12 protein-coding genes are annotated in these 15952 nt (G+C 54.6%); 8 read left to right on the top strand and 4 right to left on the bottom strand.

What is annotated here, in order from left to right; all coding sequences use genetic code 11:
- Positions 1-49: 49 nt before the first annotated feature.
- A complete protein-coding gene (locus tag K7X24_RS06240) occupies positions 50-220 on the bottom strand; it encodes a hypothetical protein (RefSeq protein WP_162847959.1) in 171 nt (56 codons plus the stop codon).
- A 252-nt stretch (positions 221-472) separates the two neighbouring features.
- On the opposite strand from K7X24_RS06240, the gene K7X24_RS06235 reads away from it, so the two are divergent.
- The 8 genes from K7X24_RS06235 to K7X24_RS06200 all read left to right on the top strand — a co-directional run bounded on the left by K7X24_RS06235 (position 473) and on the right by K7X24_RS06200 (position 12904).
- On the top strand, positions 473-982 hold the full coding sequence (locus K7X24_RS06235) for an RNA polymerase sigma factor (RefSeq protein WP_224553712.1): 510 nt from the start codon (positions 473-475) through the stop codon (positions 980-982).
- Positions 983-1081: 99 nt separating this feature from the next.
- The gene (locus tag K7X24_RS06230; protein ID WP_224553710.1) at positions 1082-2035 is read left to right on the top strand and encodes a FecR family protein; all 954 of its coding nucleotides are present in this window, start codon (positions 1082-1084) and stop codon (positions 2033-2035) included.
- A 258-nt stretch (positions 2036-2293) separates the two neighbouring features.
- Complete coding sequence (locus K7X24_RS06225; RefSeq protein ID WP_224553709.1) at positions 2294-4972, top strand: TonB-dependent receptor; 2679 nt, start codon at positions 2294-2296, stop codon at positions 4970-4972.
- 117 nt (positions 4973-5089) lie between these two features.
- Positions 5090-5707: a heme acquisition protein HasA gene (locus K7X24_RS06220; protein ID WP_010309465.1), complete on the top strand. Its 618-nt coding sequence runs from the start codon at positions 5090-5092 to the stop codon at positions 5705-5707.
- A 255-nt stretch (positions 5708-5962) separates the two neighbouring features.
- A complete protein-coding gene (locus K7X24_RS06215) occupies positions 5963-7810 on the top strand; it encodes a type I secretion system permease/ATPase (protein ID WP_224553707.1) in 1848 nt (615 codons plus the stop codon).
- Between the two features lie 64 nt (positions 7811-7874).
- Positions 7875-9233, top strand: coding sequence for an HlyD family type I secretion periplasmic adaptor subunit (locus K7X24_RS06210; protein ID WP_224553705.1), 1359 nt, complete (start codon positions 7875-7877; stop codon positions 9231-9233).
- A gap of 2 nt (positions 9234-9235) precedes the next feature.
- Positions 9236-10591: a TolC family outer membrane protein gene (locus K7X24_RS06205; RefSeq protein WP_224553702.1), complete on the top strand. Its 1356-nt coding sequence runs from the start codon at positions 9236-9238 to the stop codon at positions 10589-10591.
- Positions 10592-11563: 972 nt separating this feature from the next.
- Positions 11564-12904: an anaerobic C4-dicarboxylate transporter gene (locus tag K7X24_RS06200; RefSeq protein WP_039535534.1), complete on the top strand. Its 1341-nt coding sequence runs from the start codon at positions 11564-11566 to the stop codon at positions 12902-12904.
- A gap of 43 nt (positions 12905-12947) precedes the next feature.
- Here the strand turns inward: K7X24_RS06200 and K7X24_RS06195 are convergent, their stop codons facing one another.
- The 3 genes from K7X24_RS06195 to K7X24_RS06185 all read right to left on the bottom strand — a co-directional run bounded on the left by K7X24_RS06195 (position 12948) and on the right by K7X24_RS06185 (position 15897).
- Positions 12948-13664 carry an aspartate/glutamate racemase family protein gene (locus tag K7X24_RS06195; RefSeq protein WP_224553700.1) on the bottom strand — a complete coding sequence of 239 codons (717 nt, stop codon included), beginning with the start codon at positions 13662-13664 and terminating at the stop codon, positions 12948-12950.
- Positions 13661-14674: a D-cysteine desulfhydrase gene (locus tag K7X24_RS06190; RefSeq protein ID WP_130621990.1), complete on the bottom strand. Its 1014-nt coding sequence runs from the start codon at positions 14672-14674 to the stop codon at positions 13661-13663. Before K7X24_RS06190 ends, K7X24_RS06195 begins: the two co-directional genes overlap by 4 nt.
- A gap of 200 nt (positions 14675-14874) precedes the next feature.
- Positions 14875-15897 (bottom strand): malate/lactate/ureidoglycolate dehydrogenase, encoded by a 1023-nt coding sequence (locus tag K7X24_RS06185; protein WP_224553698.1) that lies wholly within the window; start codon positions 15895-15897, stop codon positions 14875-14877.
- Positions 15898-15952: the final 55 nt, after the last annotated feature.

The raw sequence follows: 15952 nt of genomic DNA, 5'->3' as shown, positions 1-15952 counted from the left end.
TGCCACGTTGTACTTAGCTGTCGCTCCATTCTGCAACCGTGGCATTACACTAGGGCGCGTTGCCTGATTCTTTCTGCGTCTGCGTGGCGGCCTGTCTGGCTTCCTCAGCCAGCGCTTCAATCTCTTCTTCCGTCAACTGCTCTGATGCCTCATGCACCTTTGCCAGCCCTTCGCTGACCGTCACCTCTTTAGGATCCTGCGTTGAGTCCTTCGTGGTCATCTCTGTATCTCCTGATTAAATAATAAGCCAGCAAAGATAAGTGTAGTCGATGGCGAGAATCCGCCAATCTGAAGAAGATTTAACTCTGCTTTCCGGTTCGTCATATGTGATAATAATTATCAATTACACATATTTATTATTCAGGGCCTTACCCCGTCAACGGACAGTGCATTGCTATGGATAGCGCCGTGACAAGGGAAGCGGTTCTGTTGCCGCAGAGTCGGCGGGAAGGTCACCTGACGGGACGTTGGCATGTCAGAGTCTGAACTCAGGATGCTGTTCAACCACTATGCAGAACGGTTGGAACGCTATCTCAATCATAAACTGCGCGACCCTCAGGCAGCGGCAGATCTGGTGCAAGAGAGTTTTTTACGGTTGGCACAACGGCTGGAACAGCAAGATAATGTAGACGACAAGAAGGCGTATCTCTATAAGACAGCAAATAATTTGCTGCTTGATCATGTCCGTCACCAGCAGCGCTGGCAGATGGCGGCGTCCGTTGACGACGTGGAGGCGACACTGGAATACCTGCCGGATGCCGCCCCCCAACTCGATCAAACGGCCATCGCGCAACAGGAGCTGGAGCGTCTGGCAAAGGTACTGGCGACGCTGCCGGAGCGCACACAGCTGATATTTCATCTGCACCGGTTTGAACACATGACGCAGGCGCAAATTGCTCAGCAGTTGGAGATTTCCCTCAGCACCGTTGAGAAGCATCTTGCCATGACGCTGAACGCGATGATGACGATCCGCTCCTCGTGAAACGCGTCGCCCATCGTGAAATAATCACAAATTATTTACGGGTTTATTGCCGTCAAACGTCTACGTATTTAGAGACCCTACATATTCCAGGCCTACAACATGAACGATTATCCTCCTGAAATCCAACAGCAGGCAGCGCGCTGGGCCATCCGTTTGGCCGAAGCGCCGCTGGACGATGAACAGGAACTGACATTCCAACATTGGCTGGCACAGGATCCGCGCCATCACCACGCGCTGGAACAGGCAGGGATGCTCTGGCATGGGCTTGGGTCGCTCAGCGCCGAGCAACGGCAGGAGCTGCAACCACAACCGCCAGCCACATTGCCTGTCAGACGCGTTAACCGTATGACGCAGTGGAAAATCGCGGCCTTATTGCTGCTGGGTTTCAGTCTCGGCACGACGTGGATTTCCGAAGGCATCCTCATGCTGCGCTCGGATTATCATGCGGCACATCAGGTCAAACACGTTACGCTGCCGGATGGCAGTGAGGTTGATATGGATGCAGGCAGCGCCATTTCGCTCGCCTATACGCCACAAGAACGGCGCGTCACGCTGCTGCAAGGCTCGGCCTGGTTCACCGTCGCACCGACGACGACACAGGAAAAACGGCCTTTTCTGGTCGATGCGGCATCGGGCACCACACAGGCACTAGGCACGCAGTTCATCGTGCAAAATTCATCACAGACCACGACCGTCGGCGTGGTGGAGCACAGCGTTCAGGTAACGGCAAACGGGCAAGCGCTACGACTTGATGAGCAACAGGCGGCACGCTATACCGAACAAGGGATGACTCGCCTCCCCGGCTGGAATAGCCGCGAGCGCGGCGACTGGCGACGCGGCCTGCTCATTTTTGATCAACAGCCTCTGGCTATTGTGATCGCGCGTATCAATCAGTACCGCGCGGGGACGATCGTCATCCCCACATCAGCACTGCGTCAGCGTCAGGTCAGCGGCATTTTTTCGCTGAACGAGCTGGATGCCGCATTGCAAACCATCGCAACCGAACTGGGTGCCAAAACGGTTTCGCTCCCCGGCGTCACCCTTCTGTACTGATCCTTTCTCTTCTGCCTTACCCACTCCTGCCATGCTGCTCAGGAGTGGTAATCACGCATAAATTCCCTTTACGTTCACAAGGCCGCAACGCACCGGAGAAAAAAATTTAAATATTTTTTTACGGGTTCTGTCATCTCAGCCGTCTTCATATTTAGGTAATGATTTTTATTATCATTTTCATTAAGAAAAAGAGGGTTAATTATCCCTTTGTTTATTAATGCTTATTGATGATTTAACGGATGGCAGACCAGGCGAAAAATGTTTAAAAAAACACAACAGCAAGACAACCGCTTGTTACAACGTAATCCACTTTCTCTCGCCGTCGGCATCGCACTGTCGTTGTCTGGCTCGCTCCACTATGCGCAAGCAGAAACGCAGGCCGCCAGCGTTCAGGAAGCGGCCCGTCAGAGCACCGCCTTTTCCATCAACTCGCAGCCGTTGAGCAGCGCGTTGCTGCGTTTCGCCGAACAGGCGGGGCTACAGGTGTTTTTTGCTGACGTCAAACTGGAAAATATGCAGGCCGCCGCGCTTCAAGGGCGCTTCACGCCAGAGCAAGGGCTGCGCCAGTTGATCGGTGCCAACCCAGTCGACTTTCAGATCGGCAGCAATGGCGTCATTACCCTGCGCCCTCGCTCAATCAACGTCGATACGGCAAAAATAGACGACGTGATGACGGTACGCGCGTTTACCGTCGCCAATCCGGGCGACTGGATCTATGAACAACCGCGCGCCATCAGCGTCATTTCACGCGAGCAGATGGATAACCGCCCTTCCCGCCACGCCGCTGATATGCTGGAGCAGTCCGCTGGCGTTTACTCCAGCGTCAGCCAGCAGGACCCTTCGCTATCGGTCAACATTCGCGGAATACAGGACTTCGGTCGCGTGAATATGAACATTGACGGCGTGCGGCAGAATTTTCAAAAAACCGGCTACGGTCAGCGCAACGGGCAGATGTATATCGATTCAGAGTTGCTCTCCGGCGCGACGATTGAAAAAGGCGCGACAAACGTGATGGGCAGCGCGGGTACGCTGGGCGGTGTCGCCACATTTAATACCGTCAACGCCCACGATTTTCTCGCTCCGGGTAAAGAGCTGGGCGGAAAACTGCACGCCAGCACGGGCGACAATGGAACGCATTTTATCGGCAGCGGCGTACTCGCACTGGGTAACGAACGCGGCGACATTCTAGTCGGTGCCAGCGAGCGTCATCTGGGCAATTACTGGCCGGGCAATGATGGCAACCTCGGTAATATCCGTATCCCAGGCAATTCAAGTAATTACGAAGAGTGGGCGAATAACTTAAAGCATCAGAAAGTGACCAGCTCAGCTTACACCATGCGCTCGCGGCTGGCGAAAATCGGCTGGAACCTTCCTGCTAACCAGCGCTTCCAGCTCAGCTATATGCAAACGCAAACCTCTTCTGAAAACGCCGGGACGTTGTCCAACCTTTCCAATACCGAACTGGGTTGGAAAGCCAGCGGACACAGCGAGATTATGGCGCGCAGTACCGCGCTGGATTACAGCCTGAAGCCAGACAATCAGCGCTGGCTGGATTTTAAGGCCAAGATTTATTACGCCGATACCAATAACGACACCAATAACTATGCCCTCTCTAATACCAGCGCGTATCACGAGAGCACGCGGTTACGCACGTACGGGGCGCAGGCGCAAAATACCTCAACGCTGTGGCAGCAGGGCGCGCACGATCTGAAAGCCGACTACGGGCTGGACTTCTATTACGACAAAATCACCACGGACAGCACCAATAGCACAGCCAGTAACGCCACTCCGGAAGGAAACCGTGCGATGGCCAGTCTGTTCGCGAATCTGAATTACGCATACGACGAATGGGTAACACTGCAAGGCGGCCTGCGTTACGATCGCTACCGGTTACGCGGCACCACCAGCATCAGCTATCGGGAAATCCCCTATACCGTCACCAATCCCTGCACTGCACGGTCGATCGCGCTCTGCCCGCCGTTTGTGACCACCACGCAGGATTGGAATGTCGATGACGAACACGGCAAGCTGTCCCCCACGCTGTTTGCGGGCGTCCGCCCCGGCGTTGAATGGCTACAGCTGTACACCAGCTATGGCCTATCCTGGCGACCACCGTCAGTCAGCGAAACCTTTGCCAACGGCACTTACAGCGCAGGCAACTATTACCTGTATCCGAACCCCAACCTTAAGCCGGAGCGTTCCCGCGCCTGGGAGGTCGGGTTCAATATTCAGAAACCAGAATTGTTCACTGACGGCGACAGGCTGGTCACCAAGGTGTCCTATTTCGACACTCGGATAAATAACTACATCAGTCTGAACGGCGCGCGCAATAAACCGGGCTATAACGGCTATTCCCTCAGTAATTCCGTGTTCCAGAACAATCTGGCAAAGAGCCGCTTCCGTGGTATGGAATACCAGCTTAATTACGACGCGGGCTTTTTATATGTCGATGCCACCTACACCCACATGATCGGCAATAACGACTTCTGTGCGCCGGTGGCCTGGATGGGCGGCGTCACAACCGTCGGTGGTTCCCGAGGCAACTACTACTCCACGCCTGTCGATACCACAGCCAGCGATGCCTCTTGCCAGAAAACGCTGTTATTCAGCAACGCCGCCTATCTGCCGGGCGACCGCGGTTCCGTCACGCTGGGGACGCGCGTCTTCGACCGCAAGCTGGATATGGGGGTCACGATGCGTTTTGCTCCCGGCTATCAGGATGCTGCCGCACCGGCCAACTCCGCCTATTTAGCCGACTGGCCCAAATATGAAGTTTACGATCTGTACGCCAGCTATCGTCTGACCGACAGCCTGACGGTGCGCGGTTCCGTTGAGAATATCGCTAACCGTACTTACGTCGTGAGCTATGGCGAATCACTGGGTTACACGCCAAGCCGGGGAAGAACGGTGCAGGCTGGCGTGGAGTATCGATTCTAATTTCTCTGTTTCCCCACGCGGGAGGCAGGAAAACAAAGGGGATGGGATGGCTCATCCTCTTTCACGACAGACACGGATGACCGTGCCTGTAGATCGCTAGTTAATGAGGAATCTATTATGAGTTTTGCAATTACCTACGATGCCTACTATGCCAATTACAGCATTGCCAGCTACCTGACTGAATGGTCGGCAGCGTTTGGTGACGTTAATCATACCGCGGGTAACACACAAGTCGGTGGCAATAATACCGGGGGCTTTTACGGCGGCGACACCTTTATAGACGGTACTCAATATGCGATCACGAGTACGCAGAACGACTTCTCTGCACTTATTGCAGGCGGCGATCTGACCTATAGCCTCTTCTCCCCTCCTGCCCACACGCTGTGGGGTCAGTTGGACAGCCTGTCATTCGGTAATGTCCTGCAAGGCGGCACCACGGCTGGTACCACGTATTCTCTTGCTGAACCGGAAGTGACCTTCAGCGGGCTGGATCTCTCCACTGATATTGCCAACCAGACCGTTAGCGATCGCGGCGTGGTGCATGACGTGATTTACGGTCTGATGAGCGGACAGGTTCAGCCGCTGCTGACTGCGCTGACCAATGCGGGTATCGATATTAACGCGAGCCTGGATAGCCTGAGCTTCGCCACGGCGACCGCCGATGCCGCACTTTCTGCCGATACAGTGGTTGACGTTGTGGGCGTCGCAGAGACCGCCGATCTGCTGGCGGCATAAGAAAACGGCTAAAAGATGACGCTTTTAGCCGTTTGAGTGAACACCGTCGCGGTACGGAGAGAGTATATACCCTCAATATTTCGCGTTGCACGGATGCAGCGTGAAGTATGGCGGGCACGGCACCGCGACGGTCTAGTGAGTGTAATAACCGTTGGCAAACCGCGTCAATAGCGGTACGTCTAACCGCCTCCCTCTTCCACCTTGTGGGTAAACCACGGTGAGAACGATGGCACTTTATTGAAAAAGGAACATCCCATGCCCGCATCCCATCCGGCTTCATCAGGCCGGGAGATTATTGACGCGCTGGCCGCCTACCGTCAGGGATTCTGGGGAATTGGCCTGTTCAGCGCCGTCATCAACCTGCTGATGTTGGCACCGGCGATTTATATGCTCCAAGTTTATGACCGCGTACTGCCGTCCAGCAGCACGATGACACTGGCGATGCTGACGATCATTATGCTGGGCCTGTTTTTACTGATGGGATTACTGGAATGGATACGCAGCACCGTGGTGATCCGCCTCGGTACGCAGATGGACATGCGCCTAAATCAGCGCATCTACAATGCGGCGTTTGAAAGCAATCTCAAGAACGGGACGGCGGGAGCCGGACAAGCCTTAAACGATCTTACCGCCCTGCGCCAGTTCGCCACCGGAAACGCACTGTTCGCCTTCTTTGATGCGCCGTGGTTTCCGATCTACCTTCTGGTGATCTTCTTACTTCATCCCTGGCTGGGCGTGATGGCGCTGGCAGGGGCGATCATCCTGATTGTGCTGGCCTGGCTGAATCAAAAACTCACGCGCGAACCCTTGGCCTTAGCCGCACAAAACACCGTTCAGGCAACGCAGCAGGCCAACGCTAACCTGCGCAATGCCGATGCCATCGAAGCGATGGGAATGCTGCCCGCCATGCGCGAACGCTGGCTAACGCAGCACAAATCTTTTCTCTATTATCAGAATGTTGCCAGCGAAAAGAGCGCCAACATTACTTCACTGACGAAAAGCACCCGATTGGCGCTTCAGTCGCTGATGCTGGGTCTGGGCGCACTGCTGGCCGTCAAGGGCGATATCACGCCCGGCATGATGATTGCGGGCTCCATTCTGGTGGGTCGCGTACTCAGCCCGATCGATCAGATCATTGGCGTCTGGAAACAGTGGATGCAGGCGCGTCTCGCCTGGCAGCGTGTCAATCTCTTACTCGATAATCACCCGGCACGTCCCGCTGGCATGGCGCTGCCCGCACCAGAAGGCAAGCTTCAGGTGGAACAGCTCAGCGCCAACGCCCCCAACACGCGTACGCCCATACTCGCTAATATCACGTTTGAACTGGCTCCTGGCGATGTGCTCGGCGTATTAGGGCCTTCCGGTTCAGGTAAATCCACCCTCGCCCGTCTGCTGGTTGCCGCCATGCCCGCCCTCGGTGGCAAAGTCAGGCTGGACGGCGCAGACATGCACCAGTGGGACAAAGCCGATTTGGGCCGCTTCGTCGGCTATCTGCCGCAGGATGTTCAACTTTTCAGCGGGACGATTGTCGAAAACATCGCCCGCTTCACTCAGCCAGATCCAGAAAAGATCGTTTCCGCCGCCGTCACAGCGGGCGTTCACGAGATGATTCTGCGGCTGCCGCAGGGCTACGATACGCTGCTGGGTGAAGGCGGTGCCGGGCTGTCCGGTGGTCAGAAGCAACGTGTCGCCCTGGCCAGAACTATTTACAACCAGCCGCGCCTGATTGTGATGGACGAACCGAATGCCAGCCTGGATGACGACGGCGAGAAAGCCTTATTGGCCGCGATTGCCGCCCAACAGGAAGCCAAAAGCACACAGGTGCTGATCACGCACAAACCCGCACTACTTTCCTGCGCCAACAAGCTGTTAGTCCTACGCGCCGGACAAATCCAGTATTTCGGTGCAACAGAGCAGGTGCTGAAAGAACTACAGCGCGCCAAACCCGCCAAGGCTCCTATCGCCACATCACCCAGCGTGAAACCTGCGCCAGTTAAGACAGCCGACGCCGCAAATGCCTTTATCCCAAAGGAACCGAGTTCAGCCGGGCTAAGTATGGTGTACAGCGCACCGGCGTCTCGCCGCGCCGTACCGGATAAATGAAATTCAGCCCACTGATAGCAAACGTCTGTCGTCAGAACAGCATCACGGAAAGAAGAGGATAACCATGTCCGCGTTACGCGAAGTCACATCACAGCCGACAACGCCCCTCCCTCAGGTGGCGGATAACGTCGCGGCGATGCCGTTACACACCGACGCCGGACGCTATTTGAAGTACGGCCTCTGGCTGGTTCTGGCAGGCTTTGGTGGCCTGCTCCTCTGGGCCGGCATGGCACCGCTGGATAAAGGAGTCGCCGTATCCGGCCGGGTCGTCGTCGCGGATAACCGCAAAACCGTGCAGCCCGTCAGTAGCGGACGCATTGCCTCGCTCACCGTACGGGATGGTGACCACGTGCAGGCAGGGCAAATCCTTGCCACGCTGGACCAAACGCCCGCTCAGGCGCAACGCGATAATCTCGTCACGCAGCTTCAGGAAGCGCACGCGGGCGAAGCACGTCTGCTGGCGGAACGCGACGATCTCAGTACGATCGCCTTCCCTGCTCCCACAGAGCAACACAGCACCGTCACGCAACAAATTCAGATCGCCCAGCAGCAGCTCTTCATCAGCCGTCGCGCTGCGCTACAACAGGAACGCGCGGCGATGCAGGCCGCCATCATCGGGGCAAAAGCGCAGTCGCAGGGATCACAAGCGCTGTTGGCCAGCAGCCAGACGCAATTCCAGATTATCAGCGAACAGCTACGCGGGTTGCATCCGCTGGCGCAAGAAGGCTATATCGCCCGTAATCGCCTGCTGGACGTCGAACGGCAGGCCGCCCAGTTAGCGGGCGCGATGGCGCAGGAACGGAATAATCAGATACAGCTCCAGCAGCAGGTCGTCGAGCTGGAGCAAAAGATCCAGCAGCGCCAGAACGAATATCAGAAAGAGGTGCGCGCCCAGCTCGCCGATACCCAGCGTTCCATTCAGGATCTCACCCAGCGGCTGAAAACGGCGGAGTATGAACTTCAGCACACGCACATTCGCGCCCCTGCCAGCGGCACGGTAGTCGGGCTGGCGCTGCACACCGAAGGCGCCGTGGTGAATAGCGGGCAGATGCTGATGGAGATTGTTCCTGATGGGCAACCGCTATTGATTGACGCACAGCTGCCTATCGAACTGGTAGACAGAGTCAGCAACGGGCTACCCGTCGAGCTGCTGTTTTCTGCGTTCAACCAAAGCACCACGCCGCGTATTTCCGGCGTTGTCGCGCTGATCGGCGCCGATCAGTTAGTCGAACAGCAGACAGGAAAACCTTATTACACCTTACGCATTCACGTCGATGAACAGGGTAAGCAGCAACTCGCCGGGCTGGACGTTCGTCCCGGCATGCCAGTGGAAGCCTTCATTCGTACTGGTGAACGCTCCCTGCTCAACTACCTGTTCAAACCGCTTTCTGACCGCCTGCATCTGGCGCTGACCGAGGAGTAATCATGCTGCGCTTTTCATCCGTTTATCGCGCGGCGATCCGCTCCAGTTATGCCGTCCCGCTTTTTCTCACGCTGATCTACAGCGCACCGAGTCAGGCACTGGGATTAATGGAAGCCTGGCAGCAGGCGCTGACGCACGATCCGGCTTTTCAGGCCGCCGTGCATGCGCGTAATGCCGACAGCGAAGAGAAGAACATCGGGCGCGCCGGGCTGCTGCCAAAAGTCACCTATGACTACAGCCAGTCCCGTAACGATTCCACGGTGACGGCGGGTGGTCAGCAGTCGGAGCGTGATTACACCAGCCGCGCTTCCAGCTTTTCCCTGCAACAGCCGTTGATCGACTACGCGGCGTGGTCGCGCTATCAACAGGGTGAAGCCAGCGCCGTGCTGGCAGATGAACAGCTGCGCGATGCCAGCCAGCAGCTATTGGTGCGCCTGTTTCAGGCCTACACCAACGTGCTGTTTAGCCGCGAGCAGATCGCCTTGGTTCAGGCACAGCAGCGCGCATATCGCGAGCAATATCAACTGAATCAACGTCTCTTCCAGCAGGGAGAAGGCACTCGCACCGATATGCTGGAAACCGAAGCGCGCGTTAATCTGACGGAAGCGCAGCTTATCGAAGCACAGGACAATTTGGATATCAGCCTGCGTGAACTGGAAACGCTACTGGGGATGCCCGTTGGCGTGGATCAGCTTGCGGCGTTAACGCTACGCTTTACGCCGCAGGCGCTTCAGCCTGCTGGCTATCAGCACTGGCAATCGCTGGCGCTCCGCCACAACGCGCAGCTATTGGCGCTAAACCAATCGCTGGCCGTGGCGAAATACGGCATTGAACGTAACCGGGCGGGTCACCTGCCGCAGGTCACGCTGGTTGCCAGCACGCGCAATACGCAGTCGGATACCGAAAACAGCTACAACCAGAAATACGATACGCGGTCGATTGGTATCCGCGTCAGCGTACCGATTTTTGCTGGCGGCGGTGTCTCTGCCGCGACGCGTCAGGCAAAGGAGCGCTATCAGCAAACCGCGCGGGAAAAGGACGAACAGACGGCGACAATCCAGACGGAACTGCGTCGCCAGTTTAATCTGGTCACCAGCAGTCAGGCGAAAATTCGCGCCTATGAGCTGACGGAAAAGTCGGCGCTGGCGCTGGTCACCGCCACACAGAAGAGCGTTCAGGGCGGGGAGCGCGTGAATCTTGACGTGCTAAATGCCGAACAGCAGCTCTACGGCGCACGGCGCGATCTGACCGAAGCGCGTTATACCTGGCTGACGGCCTGGTTACAGTTGCGGTACTACGCCGGTACGCTCGATGAACAGACGCTGCGTCAGTTAGCGACCTATTTCGTGCACCTCTAAGAACGTGAATTCAGAACACAAACGCTGATGTGCGGCTATATCCTATTTAGGAAGGAAAATAAGCCGCATCCATATATTCTAAAATATTTATAAAATAAATATATTAATAACCAATAAAACTATAAAGTGCCTCCCTCTTCGCATCCAATGTAAAAACAGCAGGAAACCCGTCAGCTATACCCTAAATAATTCGAGTTTCAGGAAGGCGGCAAGCGAGGGAATCCCGATGAGCTTACTTGAGTAAGTGATTCGGGTGACTGAACGCAGCCAACGCACATGCAACTTAAAGTATGACGGGTATATATTTCTGACGTGAATAACGACAACATGGCGACTATTTTTATTTTTCGGCCATGACTCGGCGGTCTGACGTTGACTTCATTACCAAAAAGGGATTCATTTTATTATTTTTTAAACTAATCATTTAAAAACAATACAATATGCAAAAATACCTCGTTGGAGGTAGAAAAAGAGGTGTTAGGGTATGGTTTTTTGCGGTTAACGTTAACGAGAATAAAAAGTAAAAGAACACAAAGTACAACAAAATAAGAACAAGAATTTAATCACTTTTGAAAACCACCTGTCATTCATTAACAACCACATCGATAGACACTCACTTGAATCATTAATAAATTAAACTTACACTTAAAAAACTAAAGAAACCAAAAAGACGCAATTATTGCGAGCGAGATCTTTTATTTTCAGGAAATAGCGCAAAGATAAAAATTAATAGATTTAGATCAAGAAAATAAATAACAACCCGTCCATATAGTAGCCGCAGTAAAAACTCACTAATTTTAATTCTAACTAATCAGTTCATTACTTACTCTAAATAATTCAAGTTTCAGGAAGGCGGCAAGCGAAGGAATCCCGATGAGCTTACTCAAGTAAGTGATTCGGGTGAATGAACGCAGCCAACGCACATGCAACTTGAAGTATGACGAGTATATTGAGCAATGTAATGGGGCTACTATGGATTTCATCATTCAATTAGTCATTGTCCTGATCTGCCTTTTTTACGGGGCAAGAAAAGGCGGGATCGCGCTGGGTTTATTAGGCGGGATTGGACTTGTTATTCTGGTCTTTATTTTTAAACTACAACCGGGTAAACCGCCCGTTGACGTCATGCTGGTCATCATTGCCGTGGTAGCTGCATCGGCAACGCTTCAGGCATCGGGCGGGCTGGATGTCATGCTACAAATCGCGGAACGTATGCTGCGGCGTAACCCGAAATACGTTTCGATTATCGCGCCGTTTGTTACCTGTATTCTGACTATCCTGTGCGGTACAGGCCACGTGGTGTATACCATTCTGCCGATTATTTATGATGTCGCCATCAAGAATAATATCCGTCCTGAAAGACCGATGGCCGCCAGCTCGATCGGCGCTCAGATGGGGATTATCGCCAGTCCGGTCTCTGTTGCGGTGGTATCGCTGGTTGCCATGTTGGCTAATTTCACGTTCCAGGGCAAACATCTGGGATTCCTCGATCTGCTATCTATTACCATTCCCTCTACCCTGCTGGGTATTCTGGCGATTGGGATTTTCAGCTGGTTCCGTGGCAAGGATCTGGACAAGGATGAAGACTTTCAGAAATTCATCGCCGATCCAGAAAACAAACAGTATGTGTATGGCGATACAGCCACTCTGCTGGACAGAAAACTGCCGCGCAGTAACTGGGTTGCCATGTGGATCTTTCTGGCAACCATCGCTGCGGTAGCGATTCTGGGTGCCGTTGAAGAGCTGCGTCCGGTCTTTGCCGGTAAGCCGCTGTCGATGGTGCTGGTCATTCAGATGTTTATGCTGCTTTCCGGCGCCATCATCATTATCGCGACCAAAACCAATCCGTCTTCGATTTCGAAGAATGAAGTGTTCCGTTCGGGGATGATTGCCATCGTCGCGGTATACGGTATCGCCTGGATGGCGGAAACCATGTTCGGCGCACATCTGGAAGAGATCAAAGGCACACTCGGCTCAATGGTGAAGGTCTACCCGTGGGCTTACGCCATTATCCTGCTGATTGTGTCCAAGTTCGTTAACTCGCAGGCAGCGGCGCTGGCGGCGATTGTCCCCGTTGCGCTAGCCATCGGGGTGGATCCTGCGTATATCGTGGCGTCTGCGCCAGCCTGTTATGGTTACTACATTCTGCCGACCTACCCAAGCGATCTGGCGGCTATCCAGTTTGACCGTTCCGGTACCACCAAAATCGGCCGTTTCGTTATCAACCACAGCTTCATTCTGCCGGGTCTGATCGGCGTGAGCACATCCTGCGTCTTTGGCTGGGTGTTCGCTGCAATGTACGGCTTCCTGTAATTCGGTTCTCTCTACCTAAAAGCCGTCCAATAATGGGCGGCTTTTATTTTTGTTGCCAGAGGCGAACGCAGGCCTGCGCCAGCGCACGTGTCGGATCGATACTGATGTCCCGCCAGCGTGACGACACCGCCTCCAGCGCAGGCGGGACTTCCGTGCAGGCTAGCACCAGACGTTCTGCTCCCCGTTCCACCAGCTGTGCCGCTAACTGATCCAGCAACCGCCCACCATGTTGTAGCTCGCCACGCTTTACCGCATAGCACCCCGGCACGAAGAGCGTTGTCATTTCCTGTTCATTCGGCACCACGGTTTCCGCACCTAACTGCGCGGCAAAACGCTGCTGATACCATCCTGCATTGAGCGTCCCGTGAGTCGCAATCAGCCCGATTTTACGCGGTGATGCCTTTGCCTCATCGGCCTGTGTCAGCGCGTGCAGCGTGGCATCGGCAATATGCAGCAGCAGTGCATCACTGGCCTCCGTCAACGCGTCAAACCAGTGGTGCGCCGTATTGCACGGCACCACAATATGGCTGACCGACAGGCGATTAAGCTGCCGGATAGCGTGCAACAGCGTCGGCAGTGGCGATTCACCGGTGCCTGCCAGCGCCTGTTGGCGATCGGGAATCTGCGGTACGTTCCAGACCACCACCGGCACATGATCCTGATCGCGACTGGCGGGCGTTTCTTCAACAATTTTATGCAACAGATCGACCGTCGCCAGCGGCCCCATCCCGCCCAGCACGCCAATCAGTGGCGTACTCATTGCGCGGCCGTTTGTTCGAACAGTTGACGGTAGCCAAACAACCCCGCCGAACCGCCGGTATGGATGAAAACAATGTTTTCATCGGCGCGAAAATGCCCTTGGCGAATCAGATCGATCAGCCCCGCCATTCCTTTGCCGGAATAGACCGGATCGAGCAAAATTCCTTCCAACTGTGCCAATAGCCTGAGCGCTTCCAGCGTTCCTTCGGTTGGAATGCCGTACCCTTTACCGACATAGTCGCTATTCACCTGCACCGCGCTACGCGGCAGTTCGCCCGGAATCCCCAGCAGCTGCCAGGTACGCTGTGCTAACGCGTAAACATTCTCTTCCTGCTTCGCTTTCGGCGCTCTAACGCTGATGCCTAATAGTGGAATCTGGCTGTTCGTCGCCACCAGCCCGGTCACCAATCCTGCCTGCGTGCCGGTGCTGCCCGTTGCATGGACAATATGATCGATACGCAGACGCTGCTGGCTGGACTGAAATAACAGCTCTTCCGCACAGGCAACATAGCCCAACGCGCCTACTGGGCTGGAACCGCCGCCGGGGATGACATAAGGTTTCAATCCTTCTTTGCGCAGTGATTCCGCTAACGTTTCCATCGCCTGCTGCATATCTGTGCCGGCGGGCAGATGATCGATAATTTCACCGCCGAGCAGGTTATCCAGCAGCACGTTACCGGAGCGCTGGTAGTCTTCACCGTAGTCCTCCACGCGTTTTTCCAGCAGCACCTTAGTTTTCAAGCCCAGCTTTGCCGCCGCCGCAATAGTTTGTCGCACATGGTTAGACTGCGTCGCGCCCTGCGTGATGATGACATCCGCGCCCTGCTGCTGCGCATCGGCAAGCAGGAACTCCAGCTTGCGGGTTTTATTGCCGCCGGTCGCCAGCCCTGTGGCGTCGTCACGTTTGATGTAAATCGTCGGACCGCCCAGATAGGCAGACAGGTTCGGTAACGCCTCCAGCGGCGTGGGAAAATGGCCCAGTGATAAACGGGGGAATCGAGCAAGGTGCATAATATTCTCCTGAAATACGGATTACAGATTGAGGTGACGATAGATGCCTTCACGAACGCGATACAAAATATGTAGCGTCAACGCGCGTATTTATGGCATGACCTTATGGCGCGATTTCATGGCACTACGTCGGATCTCTTTTTCTGTATTGAGATAAATTAAAACCAGTTAAATAAGTTAATAAATTATTAATTAATTCCTCAAGCCACTTTGTTATTTAAATAAGATAACTGCCCCCAACTGACATCATCGACAAAAATACCGTTCTCCAGCCGCTGATGATAAGTTTGCTTTTCTTTATCGCCGGGCAGCAATAACGCGTCGTCATCACGGGATTGGCGCACCCATTCTAATAAGGCCGGAATTTCCTGCTGATAGGTTGCCGCACCGCCTAATTTCTGCGGATCGATTAAAATCGACAGCATGCTATTAATAATCTGCTTACCCTCGCCTTTCGCCGTGCGTTCGGTTTTCCCACCGGTCAGCGCTGCGCCAAGCAGCGAACAAACCAGCGAAAGCCCCGATCCCTTATGTTCGCCAAACGGCAGTAGCGCCCCCAGAGGTTGTTCCATCAGCCAGCGGGGAGCCACCGTCGGATTGCCTTCGTTATCAACGATACAGCCGGGTGCAACCTGTTTACCCTCATTCCACGCAATACGGGCTTTGTTACCGGCAATCACGCTAGTAGCAAAATCCAGAATCACCGGATCGTCATGCTCAACTGGAATCCCGGCGCAGAATGGATTCGTTCCGAAACGCGCCTGCTGGCCCTGCCACGGCAGCACCACCGGTTTGGTATACACGTTGGCAAAATGCAGCGACACCAGCCCGACCTCCGCGGCCTGTTCTGCCCACGCGCCGATGCGTCCCAGATGGTGAGCATTAGCTAAACTCACCACCGCCAGACCATGCTTTTGTGCACGCGCAATGCCTTCTGCCACGGCCTGTTTTGCCACCACCTGACCAAAGCCCTGCTGGCCGTCGAACGAAATCAGCGGGCCAAAATCCAGCGTTTTTTCCGCCTGTGCGTGGGGTGAAAGTCCACCTTCCCGAATCGCATCGATATAGCGCAGCAGCATGCTCACACCGTGCGAGTCATGCCCTTTCAGGCTGGATTCGACGAGGTTATCCGCCACAATCTCTGCAATTGACGCGTCCACGTCATTCTCTGTCAACCGATCGCGTAAATAATCGCGTAAATAATGATGAGTAAAAACAGGCATATTTTTTCTGTATACCACAATAGACATTTATATATTGCCCACTATAACGCGCAGA

This window comes from Pectobacterium versatile (assembly GCF_020166435.1).
GTDB lineage: Bacteria > Pseudomonadota > Gammaproteobacteria > Enterobacterales > Enterobacteriaceae > Pectobacterium > Pectobacterium versatile.
The sequence above is the reverse complement of the archived record's forward strand: the minus strand, read 5'-3'. Positions and strand labels throughout refer to the sequence as shown.